At 41.9% G+C, this 21,399-nt stretch carries 25 protein-coding genes; 24 read left to right on the plus strand and 1 reads right to left on the minus strand.

From position 1 onward, the window contains the following. Positions 1 to 92: 92 nt before the first annotated feature. From rpmE to EBQ12_RS06460, 4 genes are all read left to right on the plus strand, one after another. Positions 93 to 293 carry a 50S ribosomal protein L31 gene (gene rpmE / locus EBQ12_RS06445; protein WP_003215407.1) on the plus strand — a complete coding sequence of 67 codons (201 nt, stop codon included), beginning with the start codon at positions 93 to 95 and terminating at the stop codon, positions 291 to 293. 87 nt (positions 294 to 380) lie between these two features. Next, entirely contained in the window at positions 381 to 983 is a 603-nt protein-coding gene (locus EBQ12_RS06450; protein WP_007497666.1) for a thymidine kinase, read from the plus strand. Between the two features lie 279 nt (positions 984 to 1,262). Continuing rightward, positions 1,263 to 2,963: an oxaloacetate-decarboxylating malate dehydrogenase gene (gene malS / locus EBQ12_RS06455; RefSeq protein ID WP_024718762.1), complete on the plus strand. Its 1,701-nt coding sequence runs from the start codon at positions 1,263 to 1,265 to the stop codon at positions 2,961 to 2,963. A gap of 91 nt (positions 2,964 to 3,054) precedes the next feature. Beyond that, the gene (locus EBQ12_RS06460) at positions 3,055 to 4,011 is read left to right on the plus strand and encodes an AEC family transporter (protein ID WP_007497662.1); all 957 of its coding nucleotides are present in this window, start codon (positions 3,055 to 3,057) and stop codon (positions 4,009 to 4,011) included. A 34-nt stretch (positions 4,012 to 4,045) separates the two neighbouring features. On the opposite strand, the gene racA is transcribed toward EBQ12_RS06460, so the two are convergent. Then, the gene (gene racA / locus EBQ12_RS06465; RefSeq protein WP_060832727.1) at positions 4,046 to 4,597 is read right to left on the minus strand and encodes a chromosome-anchoring protein RacA; all 552 of its coding nucleotides are present in this window, start codon (positions 4,595 to 4,597) and stop codon (positions 4,046 to 4,048) included. A 210-nt stretch (positions 4,598 to 4,807) separates the two neighbouring features. Between racA and prfA the strand changes: the two genes are divergently transcribed. The 20 genes from prfA to atpD all read left to right on the plus strand — a co-directional run bounded on the left by prfA (position 4,808) and on the right by atpD (position 21,380). After that, positions 4,808 to 5,875, plus strand: a complete 1,068-nt coding sequence (gene prfA / locus EBQ12_RS06470) for a peptide chain release factor 1 (protein ID WP_017360048.1) — start codon at positions 4,808 to 4,810, stop codon at positions 5,873 to 5,875. After that, entirely contained in the window at positions 5,865 to 6,752 is an 888-nt protein-coding gene (gene prmC / locus EBQ12_RS06475) for a peptide chain release factor N(5)-glutamine methyltransferase (RefSeq protein WP_017360047.1), read from the plus strand. Before prfA ends, prmC begins: the two co-directional genes overlap by 11 nt. A 137-nt stretch (positions 6,753 to 6,889) precedes the next feature. Next, complete coding sequence (locus EBQ12_RS06480) at positions 6,890 to 7,369, plus strand: hypothetical protein (protein ID WP_017360046.1); 480 nt, start codon at positions 6,890 to 6,892, stop codon at positions 7,367 to 7,369. Positions 7,370 to 7,532: 163 nt separating this feature from the next. Then, on the plus strand, positions 7,533 to 8,183 hold the full coding sequence (gene spoIIR / locus EBQ12_RS06485) for a stage II sporulation protein R (protein WP_017360045.1): 651 nt from the start codon (positions 7,533 to 7,535) through the stop codon (positions 8,181 to 8,183). A 63-nt stretch (positions 8,184 to 8,246) separates the two neighbouring features. Continuing rightward, complete coding sequence (locus EBQ12_RS06490; RefSeq protein WP_007497650.1) at positions 8,247 to 8,690, plus strand: GNAT family N-acetyltransferase; 444 nt, start codon at positions 8,247 to 8,249, stop codon at positions 8,688 to 8,690. Positions 8,691 to 8,851: 161 nt separating this feature from the next. Next, complete coding sequence (locus EBQ12_RS06495) at positions 8,852 to 9,904, plus strand: L-threonylcarbamoyladenylate synthase (RefSeq protein ID WP_081091415.1); 1,053 nt, start codon at positions 8,852 to 8,854, stop codon at positions 9,902 to 9,904. Positions 9,905 to 9,964: 60 nt separating this feature from the next. After that, positions 9,965 to 10,519, plus strand: coding sequence for a manganese efflux pump MntP (locus EBQ12_RS06500; protein ID WP_052320298.1), 555 nt, complete (start codon positions 9,965 to 9,967; stop codon positions 10,517 to 10,519). A gap of 63 nt (positions 10,520 to 10,582) precedes the next feature. Next, complete coding sequence (locus EBQ12_RS06505; RefSeq protein WP_017360042.1) at positions 10,583 to 11,041, plus strand: low molecular weight protein arginine phosphatase; 459 nt, start codon at positions 10,583 to 10,585, stop codon at positions 11,039 to 11,041. A gap of 141 nt (positions 11,042 to 11,182) precedes the next feature. After that, positions 11,183 to 11,632 (plus strand): ribose 5-phosphate isomerase B, encoded by a 450-nt coding sequence (rpiB, locus tag EBQ12_RS06510; protein ID WP_003214714.1) that lies wholly within the window; start codon positions 11,183 to 11,185, stop codon positions 11,630 to 11,632. Positions 11,633 to 11,644: 12 nt separating this feature from the next. Continuing rightward, positions 11,645 to 12,184 (plus strand): TIGR01440 family protein, encoded by a 540-nt coding sequence (locus EBQ12_RS06515; RefSeq protein ID WP_060832724.1) that lies wholly within the window; start codon positions 11,645 to 11,647, stop codon positions 12,182 to 12,184. A gap of 176 nt (positions 12,185 to 12,360) precedes the next feature. Beyond that, the gene (gene glyA, locus EBQ12_RS06520) at positions 12,361 to 13,608 is read left to right on the plus strand and encodes a serine hydroxymethyltransferase (RefSeq protein ID WP_024718755.1); all 1,248 of its coding nucleotides are present in this window, start codon (positions 12,361 to 12,363) and stop codon (positions 13,606 to 13,608) included. A gap of 147 nt (positions 13,609 to 13,755) precedes the next feature. After that, positions 13,756 to 14,385: a uracil phosphoribosyltransferase gene (upp, locus tag EBQ12_RS06525; protein WP_003214553.1), complete on the plus strand. Its 630-nt coding sequence runs from the start codon at positions 13,756 to 13,758 to the stop codon at positions 14,383 to 14,385. Positions 14,386 to 14,883: 498 nt separating this feature from the next. Continuing rightward, a complete protein-coding gene (locus EBQ12_RS06530) occupies positions 14,884 to 15,267 on the plus strand; it encodes an ATP synthase subunit I (RefSeq protein WP_007497639.1) in 384 nt (127 codons plus the stop codon). 7 nt (positions 15,268 to 15,274) lie between these two features. Next, positions 15,275 to 16,009, plus strand: coding sequence for a F0F1 ATP synthase subunit A (gene atpB, locus EBQ12_RS06535; protein WP_007497637.1), 735 nt, complete (start codon positions 15,275 to 15,277; stop codon positions 16,007 to 16,009). 48 nt (positions 16,010 to 16,057) lie between these two features. Next, positions 16,058 to 16,270: a F0F1 ATP synthase subunit C gene (gene atpE / locus EBQ12_RS06540; protein WP_003214968.1), complete on the plus strand. Its 213-nt coding sequence runs from the start codon at positions 16,058 to 16,060 to the stop codon at positions 16,268 to 16,270. A gap of 120 nt (positions 16,271 to 16,390) precedes the next feature. Beyond that, a complete protein-coding gene (gene atpF, locus EBQ12_RS06545; protein ID WP_017360037.1) occupies positions 16,391 to 16,912 on the plus strand; it encodes a F0F1 ATP synthase subunit B in 522 nt (173 codons plus the stop codon). Then, positions 16,909 to 17,454 carry a F0F1 ATP synthase subunit delta gene (locus EBQ12_RS06550; protein WP_007497632.1) on the plus strand — a complete coding sequence of 182 codons (546 nt, stop codon included), beginning with the start codon at positions 16,909 to 16,911 and terminating at the stop codon, positions 17,452 to 17,454. The genes atpF and EBQ12_RS06550 overlap by 4 nt, the downstream gene beginning before the upstream one ends. A gap of 16 nt (positions 17,455 to 17,470) precedes the next feature. Beyond that, positions 17,471 to 18,979 carry a F0F1 ATP synthase subunit alpha gene (gene atpA / locus EBQ12_RS06555; protein ID WP_008343398.1) on the plus strand — a complete coding sequence of 503 codons (1,509 nt, stop codon included), beginning with the start codon at positions 17,471 to 17,473 and terminating at the stop codon, positions 18,977 to 18,979. Positions 18,980 to 19,067: 88 nt separating this feature from the next. Next, positions 19,068 to 19,934, plus strand: coding sequence for a F0F1 ATP synthase subunit gamma (locus EBQ12_RS06560; RefSeq protein WP_007497628.1), 867 nt, complete (start codon positions 19,068 to 19,070; stop codon positions 19,932 to 19,934). 24 nt (positions 19,935 to 19,958) lie between these two features. After that, on the plus strand, positions 19,959 to 21,380 hold the full coding sequence (gene atpD / locus EBQ12_RS06565) for a F0F1 ATP synthase subunit beta (RefSeq protein WP_008343395.1): 1,422 nt from the start codon (positions 19,959 to 19,961) through the stop codon (positions 21,378 to 21,380). Positions 21,381 to 21,399: the final 19 nt, after the last annotated feature.

Here is a 21,399-nt window from a genome sequence, read left to right on the forward strand (position 1 = left end):
TGTTATAATTTTATCATGTGCGTTTCAGAATTTATTCTGAGATATTAACTCTGTTTCCGAATTGGATTCAGGGCGGAAGGAGATGACAGTAGATGAAAACAGGAATTCATCCTAACTACAAAAAAGCTACAGTCAAATGCGCTTGTGGAAATGAGTTTGAAACTGGATCAGTAAAAGAAGAGGTACGCATCGAGATTTGCTCTGAGTGCCATCCTTTCTATACAGGCCGTCAAAAATTCGCTTCTGCTGATGGACGTGTTGACCGCTTTAACAAAAAATACGGTCTTAAGTAATAATAGATACAATAAACAGGCAGGAATCCGTTCTTGCCTGTTTTTTTACGTGGATTGATGGAACTTTAAAACGGGGGAGAAGACCTTATGTATGTGATGAAACAAAGCGGTTGGCTTGAAGTCATCTGCGGAAGTATGTTTTCTGGAAAGTCGGAAGAATTGATTCGGAGAGCCAAAAGAGCCACCTTTGCCAAACAAGAAGTAAAAATATTCAAACCAGCGATTGATAACCGGTATAGCACAAGCTCAGTTGTGTCACATAACGGTTCATCGGTCGATGGGATTGCAGTAACCTCACCAAAAGACATAATAACGCACATATCAGAACGAACCGATGTCATTGGCATTGATGAGGTGCAATTTTTTGATGAGACAATCATTGATATTGTCACTCAGTTGGCTGATAAAGGCTACCGAGTCATTGTTGCAGGCCTTGATCAAGACTTCAGAGGAGAGCCATTTGGTGTTGTTCCGCATTTAATGGCATGTGCAGAGCTTGTAACAAAACTTCAGGCAGTTTGTTCGGTATGCGGCTCCCCAGCGAGTAGAACACAACGCTTGATCGACGGTAAACCCGCATCCTATGATGATCCCATTATTTTAGTAGGTGCGCAGGAATCATACGAAGCACGATGCAGACATCACCATGAAGTACCAAAATTAGATGTTGGTACAACACTTGACAATTAAAAAAATAGCAAATGCCGCTGTGTTTCGTTTTTCGAGATTTTGGCTGAACACCCATCATTTGTACTTAAATAAATTAAATAACGCTACGAAAAAATTATCTAATTTTCAACGCTTGCGTTTTGGTATAAGCAGGCATAAAATGACTAACTGTAGTGTAAAGCATTTAAACGAAAAGTTCGATTTCTTGTCATAATTTTTTTGATTAAGGATTTTTCTCCTTGATCGTTCTTTGTATTAATAGTTCACTTTATTTATATTTTAGAAAGAGGGTAGTTTTTGATGAACAACGTGAAGAAAACAAAAGAAGGGTACCTCGAAACCACTTTGACAGGTAAAGATGTATTATCGATTCCAACGTTGAACAAAGGCGTTGCTTTCTCTGAAGAAGAAAGACAAGAGCTTGGACTAGAAGGATTACTTCCTCCAACTGTTCTGACTTTAGAACAGCAAGCAGAGAGAGCATACAAGCAATTTCTAGCTCAGCCAGATCGTCTTCGTCAAAACGTATACTTAAGTGATTTGCAAAACCGTAACGAAGTATTATTCTATAAGCTTCTAACGGACAAGCTTCGTGAAATGCTTCCTGTTGTTTACACACCAACTGTTGGTGAAGCGATTCAAGAATACAGCCATGAATACAGAAGACCTCATGGTGTCTACCTTTCAATCGACAACATTGACGGTATTGAGAAAGCATTTGAAAACTTACATGCAACAGCAGGCGACATCGACCTCATCGTAGCAACTGACTCTGAGAGTATTCTTGGAATTGGTGACTGGGGTGTTGGTGGTATCAACATCGCAATTGGTAAATTAGCTGTTTACACGGCTGCAGCAGGGATTGATCCAAGCCGCGTGATTCCAGTTGTATTAGATGTTGGAACTAACAATGAGAAATTATTGAATGATCCATTGTACATCGGGAACCACCACAAACGTGTACAAGGTGAAAAATACGAAGAGTTCATTGATGCGTATGTAAAAGCAGCGCTTAAATTCTTCCCGAAAGCATTGCTTCACTGGGAAGACCTTGGAAACAAAAATGCGCGTAACATCATGAAAAAATACAACGACAACATCTTAACATTTAATGATGATATCCAAGGTACTGGTGCCATTACTTTAGCGGGTGTTCTTGCAGCTGTCAAGAAAACTGGTACTCAATTGAAAGATCACCGTGTGATGATTTTCGGAGCTGGATCAGCTGGAATCGGAATCGCCGATCAAATGCGTGACACAATGGTTCTTGAAGGTCTAAGTGAAGAAGAAGCAAACAATGCATTCTGGACGTTAGACTACAGAGGATTGCTAACAGATCAGTTTGAAGATGAAGTGCTTGATTTCCAAAAACCATACCTTCGTTCTTCTGATGAAGTAGAAGGCTGGGCTCGTGATGAAAAAGGACAAATCTCATTTGCTGAAGCTGTTCGCAAGGTGAAGCCAACCATTCTTATTGGTACATCAGGTCAAGGTGGCGCATTCACTGAAGAAATTATTAAAGAAATCGCAGCTCATACAGAGCGTCCAGTGATCATGCCGATGTCTAACCCAACTCCACTTGCTGAAGCAGTACCGGAAGATCTATTCAAATGGACAGACGGTCGTGCGCTTGTTGCAACTGGAAGCCCATTCGAAAATGTCGAGTATAACGGAATTGAACATGAAATCGGACAATCAAACAATGCGTTCGTTTTCCCTGGACTTGGTCTTGGTTCAATCGTAACGGAATCAAAAATTATCACAAAAGGCATGTTCGTTGCTTCTGCAAATGCGATCGCTGAAATGGTTGATCATGAAAAACCAGGCGCTGGACTGCTTCCAAGCATTGATAAATTGCAAGAAGTATCAATCAAGGTAGCTGTTGAAGTAGCAAAAGCAGCAATTAAAGATGGTGTCGCAAGAAGAACGCCTGACAACATCGAACAAGCTGTGAAAGATGCTATGTGGATTCCTGAATATAAAAAAATTGTAAGAGCATAATAAAATGTGTAATGCGGCATTGTTTCGGGTAATGTAAGCAATGCCGCTATAAAATAAGAAACATGTAAAGGATTCAAGGAGGAATAGTAAGATGGACTTTTTAAATATTTTGATCCTCCTAGCACCGATTTTTTTCGTTATCGCGCTGGGTTGGTTCGCAGGGAACTTCGGCAGCTATGACGCTAAATCTGCAAAAGGTGTAAGTACACTTGTTACAAAGTATGCTTTGCCAGCGCACTTTATCGCCAGCATTCTGTCAACTCCAAAAGATAAATTCTATAGTCAAATTCCATTTTTCGTTGCATTGATTCTCGGAATCGTAGGCTTTTATATCATTATCCTTTTAGTTACGAAATTTGCTTTTAAATATGATTTAACAGATTCATCTGTTTTCTCATTAAACTCAGCACAACCGACCTTTGCATTTATGGGGATTCCGGTCTTGGGTAGTTTATTTGGGGCTCAAGAAGTTGCAATTCCGATTGCTATTACCGGAATAGTTGTAAATGCATTGCTTGATCCAATTGCTATTATTGTGTCAACTGTCGGTGAAAAAACAAAAGGAAAAGCCAAAGACGGCGAAAGTTTCCTAAAAATGACGACGAAAGCGATTTTGCACGGTTTATCAGAGCCGCTTGCGCTTGCACCGTTAGCAAGTATCATTCTTGTTCTTTTAGGATTTAAACTTCCTGAAATCGGACATGAAATGCTAGAGGAAATCGGAAGTGTGACATCAGGGGTTGCGCTCTTTGCAGTCGGTGTCACAGTCGGTATCCGCAAAATTAAACTGAGCTTACCAGCTTTCAGTATCGCATTGCTCAAAGTAGCTGTACAACCGTTACTTATGTATTTTATCGCCATTCTTATGGGTCTTTCGGCGGATGAAATTACAAAAGCTGTATTGCTTGTTGCCTTCCCAGGTTCAGCTGTTGCGGCCATGATCGCCACTCGATTTGAGAAACAGGAAGCAGAAACAGCATCGGCATTTGTGATCAGTGCGATCATGTCACTCATTACATTACCGATCATTATTGCACTTACCGTATAATATAGTAGAAAGGCTGCCTTATAGGCAGCCTTTCTTAGCGAAATGAATGAAACAGAGGGAAGAGCACACGCTTTTTTTTCATTTCGGGATGTGCCTTTTCCTTTTCTTCTTCTTTTGATGGTTTTGGTTTTGTCAATGTGGCTGTGAGGCGTTCTAATTTTGCAGTTAATTCTTCAATTTCTCTTCTGTGCTGGAGGAGCTGGTAGGAGACACCTTCATCTGCTTTCTTAGCGAGTTTCCGTTCCATTTCTTGAAAACGCGCTTCAATATGACTGACGTGTGATTGCTCTTGAAGGAGCTGTTTCACTTGTTCTTCTAAGGCTTCTATCCGTTTTGATGAGTCAGAAGTTTCTACAGCAGGTGATAATTGCTGGGCGGTTTCTTCATGGATCGGCAGTCTAATGTCATGGAAAATCACACCTTCGTTCATTTGGTGTTTGACCTCTTTGAGCAGCTGGACAATATCATCGTGAAATTCGTAATGTCCAAGTTCATTCCGGGCGACAGGGATGTTGAGCTGTTTGACCCAGCGCTGAATTGTTTTTGAAGATACACCAATTTCCTTTGCAACCTCATTTGTATTCAAACCAAATGCCCTCCCTTTTTTCAATTATAAGTACCATTCTCTTTCGGGAGCATCCGTTCCTTCACGTTAGACAAAACAAGTAACCAATCGCCAAAGATCGTGTTTTCTAGTGAAAAATTGCAGAAAATCAATTGTTTTGGAAATTTTTTTGACTGTCATACCCCGCTATACTATAATTAGACTGTTACGCACAAAACAGAGGTGAAGACCATGTTAGACCGTTTAAAATCAATTGAAGAACGCTATGAAAAGCTAAATGAATATTTAAGTGACCCTGAAGTGGTGAACGACCCTAAGAAGCTTCGCGAATACTCGAAGGAACAATCTGATATTCAAGAAACTGTTGAGGTATATAGACAATATCGTGCGGCATACGATCAGCTAAGTGATGCGAAAGCCATGCTTGAGGATAAGCTGGATGCCGACATGCGCGACATGGTCAAAGAAGAAATTTCAGAGCTCACAGATGAAACAGAACGTTTAGAAGACGAGCTGAAAATCTTGCTCATCCCGAAAGATCCAAATGACGATAAGAACGTTATTGTGGAGGTTCGTGGTGCAGCGGGCGGAGAAGAGGCTGCGCTGTTTGCAGGAAACCTGTACCGTATGTACAGCCGTTATGCTGAAATGCAAGGCTGGAAAACGGAAGTCATGGAAGCGAGTGTCACTGGAACTGGCGGTTATAAGGAGATCATCTTTATGATTAGCGGTAAAGGTGCATATTCTAAACTAAAGTTTGAAAACGGTGCACACCGCGTGCAGCGTGTTCCTGAAACTGAGTCAGGCGGCCGTATTCATACATCAACTGCGACAGTTGCTGTATTACCTGAGGCTGAGGAAGTTGAAATTGATATCCACGAAAAAGATATTCGTGTGGATACATTCGCATCAAGCGGACCAGGGGGACAAAGTGTTAATACCACAATGTCTGCTGTTCGTTTGACTCACCTTCCAACAGGTGTAGTGGTTTCCTGTCAGGATGAGAAATCACAAATCAAAAACAAAGAAAAAGCGATGAAAGTTTTGCGTGCGAGAATTTATGATAAATTCCAGCGTGAAGCACAAGCTGAATATGACCAAACCCGTAAATCTGCTGTTGGAACAGGGGATCGTTCAGAGCGTATCCGTACGTACAATTTCCCGCAAAACCGCGTGACGGACCACCGTATCGGATTGACGATTCAAAAGCTTGATCAAATTTTAGAAGGAAAACTTGACGAGGTCATTGATGCATTAATTATGGAAGACCAAGCAAGAAAACTTCAAAATGCAAAATAAAGAGCGAACGATCTTTGAAGCCCTTAAATGGGCTTCTTCTTTGTTAAAGGAAGCGGGCAGAGACCAAAACGCAGCAGAGTTAATGTTGATGCATGTGCTTGGATGGAGCAGAAGTGAACTTCTTGCCCGTTTTCATGATCCACTGCCAGAGGAGCAAGATTCACAATTCCGCGAGTTCGTCGCGCAGCACAAGCGTGGAGTGCCTGTGCAGCATTTAACGGGTGTTGAATTTTTTTATGGGCGTCCTTTTGAGGTAAACAAACACGTTCTGATTCCTCGTCCTGAAACGGAGGAAGTGGTGCTGGCGGCATTGAACATGATGAATCGTGTGTTTCCTGATGATCAGCCGCTCAAAGCTGTTGATGTAGGAACAGGTAGCGGTGCAATTGCGATTACGTTAGCTCTTGAAAAAGAATCTCTCACTGTGACAGCGACGGATATTTCACATGAAGCACTTGAAGTAGCAAAGCGAAATCAAGAAGCGCTTGGTGCAGACGTTCATTTTGTCCAAGGGGATTTACTTGAACCGATTATGGCTCAAGGCATCAAAGTCGATGTGTTTATTTCCAATCCGCCTTATATTGCGGCAGAAGAAATGGATGGTTTATCAGAGGTTGTCACAAAGCATGAACCTGTCAATGCGCTGACAGATGGGCGTGATGGCCTGTGGTTTTATGAGCGTATCGCCTGTGATCTCCACAAGGTACTTCATCAGCAAGCGGTGGTTGTCTTTGAAATAGGACATACACAAGCACAAGATGTAAAAGCGCTTCTTTTGCAGGCGTTCCCTTCAGCTGATGTTCATATCATCAAGGACATCAACGGAAAGGATCGAGCGGTTTGCGCACACATTCAAAACGGAAGTCCGGCTGAATAAAGTCGGACTATTTTATTATGTAAAGATGAAACTTATGGTAAAAGGGAAACGTATATATAGAAGAATGAACATTCTGATCATGATTTTTTACATAAATTTGTTTTGAAGGAGCGAATGGTGTGAACAGAAGGTATGCGATGGTGTTGGTCATCGTCAGTGTACTATTGATTGTGAGTGCTTGCGGTAAACCGAGCTTTAAAAAAGAAGCAGCAGCATTTGGGGAAAACTATAAAAAAGCACAATACACAGTGAATCGGACGGATGACCTATCTGACATGAAGGAGAAGTTGAAGGATTATTTAACCGAGCATGAGTATCAAGAATATACACAAGACAGCATGTTTCCAAGTGTATTAGAAGCAGCAAAAGATCAAGATTGTCAAATTAAACTGAAAAAAATTACGTTTACACCTTCAGATGAAAGCGATGACAGGATTGAATTTGACTATGAAATGATCATTCAATTTATTGACCATAAAGGAAAGGTCAAAAAGGAAATTGAGAAAAAAGGCGCAATGACAGTCATCAAAACAGATTCGGGTTTAAAAATCAGCCGAGATTGGGATGGGAGATTGTACCCTTCCGATTACCAATCCTCACTAAAAAGCCGTTCATAAGTTGTTGAATGGCTTTTTTGCATGCAGAAAAAACATTGATTCGCTCACCTCATGTAGTTGCTTTTTACTCATAATCTATTAAAAAAATCATTTTTGCTGTTTACGAGATGCGTTTCCTGGACACAATGTTTGTAGCGAAGAGAAAAAGTGGGGGGAACACATCATGTTCAAAAGTAAAATGATGATTTGTCTTTATATGTTTCTATTATTATGTGGTGCTTTTGCAAACCTTGGAAAAGAGGAGACGGCGGCTGCTTCTGCTAATCAGCCTGTTGTGATTCCAGATGAAGCCATTCGTTTACGCATTTTAGCCAACAGTGACCAGTCGGCAGATCAAGATGTGAAACGAAGTATTCGAGATGAGGTCAATGCCAATATAACAGAGTGGGTGAAAGACCTCACATCCATTGAAGAAGCCAGACGTGTAATTCGTTCAAAGCTTCCAGACATCAATCGTATCGCCAAAGCAAAATTAAAGGAACAACACATTGATCAATCCGTATCGGTCAGCTTTCAAAAAGCCTCATTTCCAACAAAGCTTTATGGCAACTTTGTTTATCCTGCTGGGAAATATGAAGCCATTTTGATTACGTTAGGGGAAGGAGACGGAGCCAATTGGTGGTGTGTGTTATTCCCACCTCTCTGCTTTATCGATTTTTCAAACGGAGAAGCGATCGCCTCACCAGAAGGAGATGATAAAGAGCAGGTAGCCGCAGAGCCATCAAATGAATCTGTCAATGAAGTGGTAAAAGAAGAAGAGACGGGTGAAGTGAAATTCTTTCTGTTCGAATGGGTCTCTAGTCTTTTCTCTTAAAAAAGGTCTAAATCTGTTTTTGCCTCATAGAGTTGAAGTAAGAGAACAAAAAGAGGTGAAAGCATGTATTATCAATTAAGAATAGCGACAGAAGAAGATGCCCCGGCCATTAATGCCTTTCTTGAAAAAGGCCAAGCAAAAGGCGGGGTGACGATTGCAGAGCGTACGTCATTTGTGGTCATGGAAGATGCAGACGGTGAGCTTGCAGGCTGTTTAGGTCTTGAACGACTAAATGAACAAGAAGGATTGCTAAGATCACTTGTGATATCAGATAAACTGGGTCAGGGGCATATCGTTTCTCTGTTCCAAAGTGTTCAAACGCTAGGGGAAAAACAAGGTGTGGACACCTTTTATGTTGTAGCCAATCACTCCTCTTCGCATGATTTTTTAGCGCTGATGGGCTTTACGCCTATAGAGGAAATCCCAGAAAGTGTGTGGGTATCTGCGCATGCAAAAGAGTCATTGGGAAAAGAGCAGGCGGTTGTGCTGCAAAAAACAGCTAGTTAATCACAAAACACCGGACTTATTCACATACTTATCCACTGTAAAACAAGCGTTATCCACAAATTGTGGACAACGCTTGTTTTATTTAGCATCATCTTTTATACTTTCAAAAGGATAATTGAGATATATCAACAGTTTTATCTTTTTTAAAAGGAGTTTGTATGATGTTAAATACAAAAAGGTGGTCTGTGGATTTTAAAAAGGATTTATCCACATACTATCCACAAATTGAACAAGCAGCTCTGTTGTTGCGACAGAATGAAGTGGTCGCTTTTCCGACAGAAACGGTTTATGGACTAGGGGCAAATGCAAAAGAGACAGAGGCTGTGAAGAAAATTTATGAAGCGAAAGGACGCCCAAGTGATAATCCGTTGATTGTTCACATTGCGGATGTTCAACAGCTTCATGAATTTGCGCAAATAGAAAATGAAAAAGTAACAGCGCTGATGGATGCTTTTTGGCCAGGCGCTCTCACCATTGTTCTACCTTGTAAGCCGGGCACATTATCAAAGCAGGTGACGGCAGGTTTATCTACAGTAGGCGTAAGAATGCCTGATCATCCTGTTGCGCTTGAACTCATCCGAGCAGCTGGTCTGCCAATTGCCGCGCCTAGTGCCAACCGTTCGGGAAAACCGTCGCCGACACTTGCGGATCATGTCGCGAGTGATCTTGATGGGAAAATTGCTGGCATTGTCGATGGTGGTTCAACAGGTATTGGCGTGGAGTCAACGGTTGTATCCTGTATAGACGAGATTCCAGTGATCTTAAGGCCGGGCGGTATTACAAAAGAAGCGTTAGAAGAGGTCGTAGGAACAGTCAACATAGATCCAGGGCTGACGAAAAAGGATGAGGCGCCTGTATCGCCGGGAATGAAATACACACATTATGCACCTGAAGCACAAATGTATATATTTCATGGAAGTGATGAAGACATGCAGCTGCACATTCAGAAGTACCGAGCTGAAGGGCTAAAAGTAGGTGTGCTGACGACAGAAGAAAAGAAGGAATGGTTTGCGGCAGATGTTATCTTTAGCTGTGGATGGAGAGAAAAGCCTGAAACGGTTGCGGCAAACTTATATCGTGTGCTGAGACAATTTGATGAAACGGATGTAGACTTGATCATTTCAGAAGCCTTCTCAGAGCAGGGAGTGGGTTCTGCGATCATGAACCGTCTGCAAAAAGCGGCAGGAGGGCGTACCCTCTCTTCGTTCAAATAGTTCTAACCTCTCTTGGACAAACATAGGTTAAAGGAGAATGCGTGTCCAAGGGGGATTTACATGAATGAACTAGCTGGCGAATTGCTGACACTCAGTATCATGGCTTTTGCACTTGGAATGGATGCCTTTTCGGTTGGACTCGGCATGGGGATGATTCAGCTGAGATTCCGCCAGATCCTTTATATTGGACTTGTCATTGGGATATTTCATATGTTTATGCCTCTTTTTGGCATGCTGACAGGTCAGCTTTTATCTGGCTGGCTTGGGCTCCTAGCAACCTATATTGGCGGGGCGCTGCTTTTGGTGCTGGGTCTGCAAATGATCATCGCTTCTATCCGAAAAGAAGATAAGCCATTTATCGCACCTGTTGGGGCCGGTCTCGTTCTTTTTGCAACAAGTGTGAGTTTAGATAGTTTTTCCGTTGGCTTAAGCCTGGGGATTTACGGTTCTCGGGTGTTGATGACCATTTTATTGTTTGGCTTTTTTAGTATGATGCTCACATGGCTTGGATTATTACTCGGTAAACAGGTTCGGTCATGGGTAGGTTCATATAGCGGTGCGCTTGGCGGGTTTATTTTACTAGCCTTTGGAATCAAATTATTATTTCCGCTCTAGCCAGTCTCCTTACATAACATGTAGAATGAAATGCTATATAATAGAAGAAAAGGAGGTCGAAAGATGAATATCTTATTTGTTTGTACGGGAAATACTTGCAGAAGTCCGATGGCTCAAGCCCTTTTTTCCTCCATTGCAGATGAAAAAGGCTTACAGGTCACTGTAAAATCAGCGGGCATCTTCGCCTCTGATGCAGGGAAGGCTTCTCCTCAAGCAGTCGAAGCATTATTTGAGAAAAGCATTCCACTGAATCACTCATCATCTAAACTAACAGAAGAACTTCTTCATGAAGCAGATTATGTCTTCACCATGACGATTCAGCATAAGCAGTTGATTGTGGAGCAATATGCTCATGTGAAAGACAAGGTCTTCACTCTAAAAGAATTTGCGACAGGATCAGAAGGTGACGTGTCGGATCCATTTGGAGGGAGTCTCTCCATTTATCAGGAGACACGAGATGAACTAGAAACGCTATTGTATCAACTTGCTAAAAAGCTTAAACAGGATCACAAATCCTCATAAATGGACAACCTGTAAAACCGTTGCGCAAACGGTTTTTCTGCTTTTGTTTGCAAATGACTAGGCAGAGGTTAAAATATAACTGTAAATAAAGAATGAATGTAAGACATGACAGATCAACTCACCCTTAGGAGGAATTGCCCGATGAAAGTAGCCATTGCATCCGATCACGGCGGAACGAATATTCGTGAAGAAATCAAACAATTAATGGATGAATTAAAGATTGAATACATTGATATGGGTTGTGAATGTGGATCAGGTTCTGTAGACTACCCAGACTATGCTTTTCCTGTAGCCAACATGGTGGCAAACGGAGAAGTCGATCGTGGCATTTTGATTTGCGGGACAGGTATTGGTATGAGCATTTCAGCAAACAAAGTGAAAGGCATCCGCTGTGCACTGGCGCATGATACATTCAGTGCAAAGGCGACGAGAGAACATAACGATACAAATGTTCTTGCGATGGGAGAACGAGTCATTGGACCAGGATTGGCAAGAGAGATTGCTCACATTTGGCTGACAACAGAATTTACTGCAGGACGTCATGCTGTGCGGATTGGTAAAATCGCTGATTACGAAGAAAAGCACCTGTAAGGAGCGCTTAACATGAACATTGGTCAAGATTGGCTTGAAATGTTAAAAGAGTTTCATCAAACAGTTGAACTGCGAGCCGGCCACATTTTAGTGATTGGCTGCAGTACGTCAGAAGTGGCTGGCGAGCACATTGGGACAGCGGGAAGTGAGCAAATTGCTGAAGCTATTTATCAAGAGCTCGATCAACTGAGACGCGAGACAGGAATCGAATTGGCTTTCCAATGCTGCGAGCATTTGAATCGTGCCCTCGTTGTGGAAGAAGAGGTGGCGTACCGGCTTAACTTAGAGATTGTAGCGGCTGTACCTGTCCGTAAGGCGGGTGGTTCTATGGCGGCTCATGCGTATCAGCAAATGGAACACCCTGTGCTGGTTGAATCCATTTCAGCGCATGCAGGGATTGATATCGGTGATACATTCATCGGCATGCACTTAAAGCGGGTAGCCGTACCGATCCGTCTCAGCCGTCATCAATTAGGACAAGCACATGTGACGTTTGCAAAAACTCGTCCAAAGCTGATTGGCGGAGAACGAGCCGTTTATACAAGATCATAGTTCGGATATATTTCTAATATAATGTTGAATGATGAAGACGCTTCACCCTTTGAATATTCGGGTTTTCATAAAAAAGAAGTCGATTTTCCAAAAAAACTTTTACATTTTACTCAAAAACCGTGTACAATGAGATGGTGAAAACATCGAATGGAAATAGATTGGAGAGGATTTCGCTGATGAAACATTTACCTGAGCAAGACGCACAAGTATTCAAAGCAATTCAACTAGAGCGGAAACGCCAGCAGGACAAAATCGAATTAATTGCATCAGAAAACTTCGTAAGCGAAGCAGTCATGGAAGCGCAGGGCTCTGTCTTAACAAACAAATATGCAGAAGGTTACCCTGGTAAACGCTACTATGGCGGCTGTGAACATGTAGACGTTGTAGAAGATATCGCACGTGACCGCGCAAAAGAAATTTTTGGCGCTGAGTATGTGAACGTACAGCCTCACTCAGGAGCTCAAGCGAATATGGCCGTATACTTTACAATCCTTGAGCATGGCGATACAGTGCTAGGCATGAACTTATCACATGGCGGGCATTTAACACATGGAAGCCCTGTAAACTTTAGCGGCGTACAGTACAACTTTGTAGAATACGGTGTAGATAAAGAAACACAACATATCGACTACCAAGATGTACTTGAAAAAGCACGTGAGCATAAGCCGAAACTAATCGTAGCGGGTGCAAGTGCTTACCCACGTCAAATTGATTTCAAAAAGTTCCGTGAAATTGCCGATGAAGTCGGTGCTTACTTTATGGTGGACATGGCTCACATCGCGGGTCTTGTTGCAGCAGGTCTTCATCCAAATCCAGTTCCTTACGCTGATTTTGTGACAACGACAACTCACAAAACATTGCGCGGACCTCGCGGCGGAATGATTCTATGCCGTGAAGAGTTTGGTAAAAAGATCGACAAATCGATCTTCCCTGGTATTCAAGGTGGACCACTCATGCATGTGATCTCTGCAAAAGCTGTTTCTTTCGGTGAAGTATTGAACGGAGATTTCAAAACATATGCACAAAACGTGATTGATAACGCAAAACAACTAGCTGAAACACTTTTATCTGAGGATATTCAGCTTGTATCTGGTGGAACAGATAACCATCTTGTTCTCATCGACTTGCGCTCTCTTGGCATTACAGGAAAAATTGCAGAAAACGTTCTTGATGAAATTGGTATCACAGTGAACAAAAATGCGATTCCTTATGATCCAGAGAAACCATTTGTTACAAGTGGTGTACGTGTAGGTACAGCAGCAGTGACAAGCCGTGGCTTCGATCAAGAAGCGATGAAAGAAGTTGGTTCCATCATTGCGCTTGCGCTGAAACATCATGAAGATGAAGCGAAATTAGAAGAGGCGAAAAAGCGTGTATCTGATCTGACAGCTCGTTTCCCTCTATATCAAGAATTAGATTATTAAGATGCAGACCCATTTGCCTATTTTTGGCATGTGGGTTTTTTTTGTAGGATTTGCGAATCATATTGAAAGATGATGTCTTTTTATGTAGAATTGTAGGAAGTGTGCAAAGTTCACCGGAAGATGACAGAAAAGGAGTTGTAGCAAGCAATGGCAAAGGTTTATGTATTTGATCACCCGCTTATTCAGCACAAACTTACATATATTCGTGACGTTCATACAGGAACAAAAGAATTTAGAGAGCTAGTGGATGAAGTCGCAACATTAATGGCATTTGAAATCACAAGAGACTTACCGCTTGAAGAGGTAGATGTAGAAACACCTGTACAAGTCGCTAAATCAAACGTGATCTCAGGTAAAAAACTCGGAGTTGTGCCGATTTTAAGAGCAGGTCTTGGAATGGTAGACGGGATTTTGAAACTCATTCCAGCTGCCAAAGTGGGACATGTCGGTTTATACCGTGATCCGAAGACATTAAAGCCTGTTGAATATTATGTGAAGCTTCCATCTGATGTGGAAGAGCGTGAATTTATCGTAGTAGACCCAATGCTTGCAACGGGCGGATCAGCAGTAGAAGCATTAAACAGTTTGAAAAAACGCGGTGCGAAAAACATCCGCTTCATGTGTCTGATTGCTGCGCCAGAAGGTGTAGAAGAAATGCAAAAACATCATCCAGATGTTGATATCTACATTGCGGCATTAGATGAGAAGTTAAACGAAAAAGGTTACATCATCCCAGGTCTTGGTGATGCTGGTGACCGTATGTATGGAACAAAATAAGAATGATTCATGAAAAGCCCACATGCAAACGTGCATGTGGGCTTTTTTGAAAAATATGACAAACGGTTGATATCGTTCTTAGAAAAATCAATGTATACTGAACATTAGCAGTTTTTTTGCATGAATGTCACAACTCTCCTAAAGTTTGATGAAATTGTGAACATTTTGTGTGCTCTCTCATTATAGAAAAGTTTTTTAACTTTCAACGGATTGACACATCATAGACGCTATTGTATGCTAAACGAGGGTATTATGGTAAGGTTTTCATAGCCTATAGCACTCTACTAATCCTCATTGTGAACCCTTTAATAATCAGGGTTTGTATCAGCGAATGAAGCAGAATCCCATAGATCTAAAGATTTCAAGTCTGATTGCACAATTAGACCGATGGGTGATTGATTTTTTTCAAACAGGACGGCTTATCATAAGCGTCTTCTACGCAGTTTTCATCACCATTTATCACCTTTTTTACAATATTTTTCATCGGGAGTCAGATGAATGAACGATCCAAACGTCATTTTCCGCAGACAGAGTAAATATATGTTCTATTTATTGGCAATTTTTGTGTTTGGCTATGCCATGCCTGGTTTTAAACCACTGTTTCTTGGTTTCATTATCGGCACAATTTTTGCTTTCTTTAATTTATTCCTGCTTATTCGGAGAATGCATGCTTTTGATCGAGCAGTTAAAAAAGGAAAATCTATTCGTTCAATGGGAAGTACAGCCAGGTGGGCCAACGCAATTCTCGCAGTAGCGATTGCTTGGCGTTACCCTAACGAAGTTCATCTGGCAGGTGTTGTTATAGGATTAATGACAATATATCCTGTCATTATGATAGATTCCTTCATTCAACTTAAACGTTCTACTATGGAAGAGAGGTGAATACTCTTTGGGTCACAGTTCAAAAACTACAGAATTTTTAGGGTTAACGTTCAACTTATCCAATGTTCTCATGATTACGATTGCTAGTATCATCGTTCTTCTCATAGCGGTGCTGACTACTCGTGTTCTGGCTATTCGTCCGACAAAGGCGCAGAACTTCATGGAATGGATTGTTGATTTTGTTCGAAATATCATAGGTAGTTCGATGGACATGAAAACAGGAGCCCCATTTCTAGCGCTTGGCGTTACATTACTCATGTACATATTTGTTTCAAACATGCTTGGACTGCCATTCTCGATTACGGTCGATCACAACTTATGGTGGAAATCACCAACTGCTGATCCTGCAATCACAATGACACTAGCGGTTATGGTCATGGGATTGACACACTACTATGGTGTTAAAGCAAAAGGAGTCAAGGAATATACAAAAGACTACTTTAGACCAATCCCACTTTTAGTACCGCTGAAAATTATTGAAGAATTTGCAAACACATTAACACTTGGTTTGCGTCTTTATGGAAATATTTTCGCTGGAGAGATTCTTCTTGGTTTACTTGCAGGACTTGCGACTAATTTCTATTCGCAAAACCTTGCACTAGGTATCATTGGTACATTAGGTGCCATCGTGCCGATGATTGTATGGCAGGCATTCAGTTTGTTTGTCGGAACCATCCAGGCATTTATCTTCACCATGCTGACAATGGTGTATATCTCCCATAAAGTCAGCGACGAACACTAAAAAATTGAGAGTCCAAAAAGGACGTTATTTTAAAGGAGGAGCTTTTTAATGAATTTAATAGCAGCAGCAATTGCAATCGGTTTAGGAGCACTAGGAGCAGGTATTGGTAACGGTCTAATCGTATCTAAAACAGTTGAAGGAATCGCTCGTCAGCCAGAGGCTGGTAGAGAACTAAGAACACTTATGTTCATCGGGGTAGCTTTAGTTGAGGCACTTCCAATTATCGCTGTCGTTATCGCATTCTTGGCATTCTTTGGTTAATATGTGAGAAGCGTTCTAATATGAATTTTAATGGCGAAGATCAGATTAGTTCGAAACTTCGCCATTCCTTTATGTTTTGTTTCTTAACATATTATTTAAAGAAGGGAGTTGCCGTACTAAATGTCTCAGTTACCAGTGGTTTTAGGAGCAGGGGGCTTAAGTTTTAATGCCGGGGATATGTTGTTCCAGCTAATCGCTATGCTCATCCTGCTTGCACTTTTAAAGAAATTTGCGCTTAAGCCTTTATTAGGGATTATGAAACAGCGTGAAGATTATATAGGAAATGAAATTTCAAGTGCTGAAGAAAAGCACGTTCAAGCTGAAAAGCTTCTTGAAGAACAACGTGTCTTATTAAAAGAAGCACGCGAAGAATCACATACACTCATCGAAAATGCGAAAAAGATTGGTGAGAAACAAAAAGAAGACATCATTCAAGCAGCACGTCAAGAATCAGAGCGCTTGAAAGAGTCTGCTAGAACTGAAATCGTGAAAGAAAAAGAACAAGCTGTGGCTGCACTGCGCGAGCAAGTTGCATCACTTTCTGTATTAATTGCTTCTAAAGTGATTGAAAAAGAACTTGATGAGCAAGCACAAGAGAAATTGATCCAAGAGTATCTTAAAGAGGCAGGCGAAAGCCGATGAGCGTGACTATTGTCTCTAAGCGTTACGCTTCTGCTCTTTTTGACATCGTTCTTGCTTCTTCGGCAGTAGACGAAACTGAAAAAGAGCTGAATGAGATCAAAAAAGTTCTGAAGGCTGACCAAGAATTAAATGACTTTCTTGTTCATCCGAAGATTACGGCAGACAAAAAGAAACATCTGATTGCAGAAGCTTTCAAAGGTGTTTCGACATATGTTTTGCACACAATGTATTTATTGATTGACCGCGGACGCACGAATATTTTTCCTGAAATGGCGTCTGAGTTTGTGAAACTTGCAAACCGTACGAAACAAATAGACGATGCGATCGTGTATTCAGTTAAACCGCTCAGCGGAGCTGAAATTCAATCTTTATCTGAAGTATTTGCCAAAAAAGCCGGAGTCACATCACTGCGTGTTGAAAACGTGATTGACAAGGATCTAATAGGCGGAGTGAAAATCCGTATCGGAAACCGCATTTATGACGGCAGTGTCAGCGGAAAGCTTTCCCGCATTGAACGTCAGCTTGCAGGCGAAAATCGTTAGAAGGGGTGAAACCTTAGTGAGTATCAAAGCTGAAGAGATTAGCGCGCTGATAAAGCAGCAAATCCAAAACTATCAATCTGAAATTGAAGTAAAAGATGTCGGTACAGTCATTCAAGTAGGGGACGGTATCGCGCGTGTACATGGCCTTGACAACATTATGGCAGGAGAGCTTGTTGAGTTCTCTAACGGTGTAATGGGTATGGCTCAAAACCTTGAGGAGTCTAACGTAGGTATCGTAATCTTAGGACCTTACAAAGATATCCGTGAAGGTGACGACGTAAAACGTACAGGTCGTATCATGGAGGTTCCAGTAGGGGAAGAGTTAATCGGACGTATTGTGAACCCACTTGGTCAGCCTGTTGATGGACTAGGTCCAATTTTAACAAGCAAAACACGTCCAATCGAAAGTGAAGCACCAGGCGTTATGGATCGTAAATCGGTACATGAGCCGCTTCAAACGGGAATTAAAGCAATTGATGCCTTGATTCCAATCGGACGCGGACAGCGTGAATTGATCATTGGGGACCGTCAAACAGGTAAAACATCTGTTGCAATCGATACGATCCTGAACCAAAAAGATCAAGACATGATCTGTATCTATGTAGCGATCGGACAAAAAGAATCAACTGTTCGTGGTGTTGTTGAAACACTTCGTAAGCATGGTGCGCTTGACTACACAATCGTTGTCACAGCTTCTGCATCACAGCCAGCTCCACTTCTTTACCTTGCTCCTTATGCAGGTGTAACGATGGGTGAGGAATTCATGTATAACGGCAAGCATGTGCTTGTTGTGTATGATGACCTTTCTAAACAAGCGGCAGCTTACCGTGAGCTTTCATTATTGCTTCGTCGTCCTCCAGGTCGTGAAGCATTCCCTGGTGATGTTTTCTATCTTCACTCTCGTTTATTAGAGCGTGCAGCGAAGCTTAGTGATGAAAAGGGTGGCGGTTCTATCACAGCATTGCCTTTCGTAGAAACGCAAGCTGGTGATATCTCTGCATATATCCCAACAAACGTTATCTCAATCACAGATGGACAGATCTTCTTACAATCTGACCTCTTCTTCTCAGGCGTACGTCCAGCGGTAAACGCAGGATTGTCTGTATCTCGTGTAGGTGGTTCTGCACAAATCAAAGCGATGAAAAAGGTAGCAGGTACACTTCGTTTGGATCTTGCTTCTTATCGTGAGCTTGAAGCATTCGCTCAGTTTGGATCTGATCTAGACCAAGCGACTCAAGCCAAATTAAACCGTGGTGCTAGAACAGTTGAAGTCTTAAAACAAGACTTGAACAAACCGCTGAAAGTTGAAAAACAAGTAGCGATTCTTTATGCACTGACAAGAGGATACTTAGATGATGTAGCGATTGCTGATGTCAAACGCTTTGAAGCTGAGTTATTCATGTACATTGAAGAAAACCATAAAGACTTGTTTGACACAATCTCTCAAACAGGAAACATGCCTGCTGATGAAGAGTGGAAAGCAGCGATCGAAGGCTTTAAACGTACGTTTGCACCAAGCAACTAATTAGTAATCTTTCCGAGAGAAAAAGATTCTCTTTTTCTCTCTTTTCACGTAAATGAACACGGATTCCTGAAAAAAGGTGGTGAAATCTTTGGCCTCATTACGCGATATTAAGTCAAGGATCACGTCAACAAAAAAATCGAGTCAGATCACAAAAGCGATGCAAATGGTATCAGCTGCGAAACTGAATCGTGCTGAAAATAATGCGAAGTCCTTTGTTCCATACATGGAGAAAATCCAAGAAGTCGTTGCGGCAATCGCAACTGGAACAAGTGCTAAGCACCCAATGCTTCTTTCAAGACCTGTTAAGAAAACAGGGTATCTCGTCATTACATCTGATCGAGGACTTGCAGGACCTTTTAACAGCTCGATTTTACGTGCCGCTTACCAAGCCATTCAATCTCGTCATCAATCTGCTGATGAATATGCGGTGATTGTGATTGGTAAAATCGGACGCGACTTCTTCAAAAAGCGTGGTATTCCAGTTATTTCTGAAGTAACAGGGCTTGGAGACGAAGTAGCGTTTGCTGATATTAAAGAATTAGCAAGCAGTACAGTGCAAATGTTCTCTGATGAAGCGTTTGATGAGCTTTACATGTTCTATAACCATTTCGTCAGTGCCATTTCACAAGAAGTAACAGAGAAAAAATTATTGCCGCTAACGGACCTTTCGGCCGCAGCGACACCAAATAAACGTTCCGCATCTTATGAGTTTGAGCCTTCTGAAGAAGAAATTCTTGAAGTTCTCCTTCCTCAATATGCAGAGAGTTTGATTTTCGGTGCGCTTCTTGACAGCAAAGCAAGTGAACATGCTGCAAGGATGACAGCGATGAAGAGTGCAACAGACAACGCAAAAGAATTGATCGACAGCCTGACACTCTCTTACAACCGTGCTCGTCAAGCAGCGATTACACAAGAGATTACAGAAATTGTCGGCGGAGCAGCTGCCTTAGAATAGAAATAATTGTCAGGAGGGAATGCAATGAAAACAGGACGCATCAGTCAGATCATGGGACCAGTCGTAGACGTTCGTTTTGAAGACGGTCACTTGCCTGAGATTTATAATGCGATCAAAGTTTCGCATAAAGCGGAAAGCGAAAGTGAAGTTGATATCGACTTAACTTTAGAAGTAGCACTACATTTAGGTGATGATACAGTGAGAACCATCGCAATGGCATCAACAGACGGTGTGAAGCGCGGTATGGAAGCTGTAGACCTTGGAAAACCAATTTCAGTACCAGTTGGTAACGTAACACTTGGACGTGTATTCAACGTACTGGGAGATAACATTGACTTAGATGAGCCACTTGGTGTGGAAGCGCAAAGAGACCCAATCCACAGACAAGCGCCTTCTTTTGATCAACTTTCTACAGAAGTTGAAATTCTTGAAACAGGTATCAAAGTTGTTGACCTTCTTGCTCCTTACATCAAAGGTGGAAAGATCGGTCTATTCGGTGGAGCCGGTGTTGGTAAAACCGTTCTGATTCAAGAATTGATCAACAACATCGCACAAGAACACGGCGGTATTTCTGTATTCGCTGGTGTTGGAGAGCGTACACGTGAAGGAAATGACCTTTACTACGAAATGAAAGATTCTGGCGTTATCGAAAAAACAGCGATGGTCTTCGGCCAAATGAACGAGCCACCAGGTGCACGTATGCGTGTAGCTCTAACTGGTTTGACAATGGCAGAGCATTTCCGTGATGAACAAGGTCAAGACGTATTGTTCTTCATCGATAACATCTATCGCTTTACACAAGCAGGTTCTGAAGTATCAGCCCTTCTTGGACGTATGCCTTCAGCGGTAGGTTATCAGCCAACTCTTGCAACAGAAATGGGTCAGCTTCAAGAGCGTATCACGTCTACAAACGTAGGATCGGTTACATCGATTCAAGCGATTTATGTACCTGCGGATGACTATACAGATCCAGCTCCAGCTACAACGTTCGCTCACCTTGATGCAACGACAAACCTTGAGCGTAAGTTGACAGAGATGGGGATTTACCCAGCGGTAGATCCACTTGCTTCAACATCTCGTGCCCTTGCACCTGAGATTGTTGGCGAAGAGCATTATGCGATCGCGCGTGAAGTTCAGCAAACATTGCAACGTTATAAAGAATTGCAAGATATCATTGCCATTTTAGGTATGGATGAATTATCTGAGGACGATAAGCTTGTGGTACACAGAGCTCGTCGTGTTCAATTCTTCCTATCTCAAAACTTCCACGTAGCAGAACAGTTCACTGGCCAAAAAGGTTCTTATGTGCCATTGCAAGAAACTGTTAAAGGCTTCAAGGAAATCTTATCTGGTAAATACGATCACCTTCCAGAAGATGCATTCCGCTTAGTCGGCCGCATTGAAGAAGTGGTTGAAAAAGCCAAAGAGATGGGTGTAGAGGCCTAATCTGGTCCTTAGGAGGGTA

It is taken from the genome of Bacillus sp. 2B09 (assembly GCF_003946835.1).
GTDB classification, from domain to species: domain Bacteria; phylum Bacillota; class Bacilli; order Bacillales; family Bacillaceae; genus Bacillus; species Bacillus altitudinis.

Bases quoted from the DNA above. Each gene is read 5' to 3' on its own strand.
- upp (WP_003214553.1), top strand. From the start codon at position 13,756: ATGGCAAAGGTTTATGTATTTGATCACCCGCTTATTCAGCACAAACTT.
- rpmE (WP_003215407.1), top strand. From the start codon at position 93: ATGAAAACAGGAATTCATCCTAACTACAAAAAAGCTACAGTCAAATGC.
- EBQ12_RS06515 (WP_060832724.1), top strand. From the start codon at position 11,645: ATGAACATTGGTCAAGATTGGCTTGAAATGTTAAAAGAGTTTCATCAA.
- prmC (WP_017360047.1), top strand. From the start codon at position 5,865: ATGCAAAATAAAGAGCGAACGATCTTTGAAGCCCTTAAATGGGCTTCT.
- EBQ12_RS06495 (WP_081091415.1), top strand. From the start codon at position 8,852: ATGTTAAATACAAAAAGGTGGTCTGTGGATTTTAAAAAGGATTTATCC.
- spoIIR (WP_017360045.1), top strand. From the start codon at position 7,533: ATGTTCAAAAGTAAAATGATGATTTGTCTTTATATGTTTCTATTATTA.
- EBQ12_RS06450 (WP_007497666.1), top strand. From the start codon at position 381: ATGTATGTGATGAAACAAAGCGGTTGGCTTGAAGTCATCTGCGGAAGT.
- EBQ12_RS06500 (WP_052320298.1), top strand. From the start codon at position 9,965: ATGAATGAACTAGCTGGCGAATTGCTGACACTCAGTATCATGGCTTTT.
- EBQ12_RS06480 (WP_017360046.1), top strand. From the start codon at position 6,890: ATGGTGTTGGTCATCGTCAGTGTACTATTGATTGTGAGTGCTTGCGGT.
- malS (WP_024718762.1), top strand. From the start codon at position 1,263: ATGAACAACGTGAAGAAAACAAAAGAAGGGTACCTCGAAACCACTTTG.
- EBQ12_RS06505 (WP_017360042.1), top strand. From the start codon at position 10,583: ATGAATATCTTATTTGTTTGTACGGGAAATACTTGCAGAAGTCCGATG.
- atpF (WP_017360037.1), top strand. From the start codon at position 16,391: ATGTCTCAGTTACCAGTGGTTTTAGGAGCAGGGGGCTTAAGTTTTAAT.
- rpiB (WP_003214714.1), top strand. From the start codon at position 11,183: ATGAAAGTAGCCATTGCATCCGATCACGGCGGAACGAATATTCGTGAA.
- atpD (WP_008343395.1), top strand. From the start codon at position 19,959: ATGAAAACAGGACGCATCAGTCAGATCATGGGACCAGTCGTAGACGTT.
- EBQ12_RS06550 (WP_007497632.1), top strand. From the start codon at position 16,909: ATGAGCGTGACTATTGTCTCTAAGCGTTACGCTTCTGCTCTTTTTGAC.
- EBQ12_RS06460 (WP_007497662.1), top strand. From the start codon at position 3,055: ATGGACTTTTTAAATATTTTGATCCTCCTAGCACCGATTTTTTTCGTT.
- prfA (WP_017360048.1), top strand. From the start codon at position 4,808: ATGTTAGACCGTTTAAAATCAATTGAAGAACGCTATGAAAAGCTAAAT.
- EBQ12_RS06530 (WP_007497639.1), top strand. From the start codon at position 14,884: ATGAACGATCCAAACGTCATTTTCCGCAGACAGAGTAAATATATGTTC.
- glyA (WP_024718755.1), top strand. From the start codon at position 12,361: ATGAAACATTTACCTGAGCAAGACGCACAAGTATTCAAAGCAATTCAA.
- EBQ12_RS06490 (WP_007497650.1), top strand. From the start codon at position 8,247: ATGTATTATCAATTAAGAATAGCGACAGAAGAAGATGCCCCGGCCATT.
- atpE (WP_003214968.1), top strand. From the start codon at position 16,058: ATGAATTTAATAGCAGCAGCAATTGCAATCGGTTTAGGAGCACTAGGA.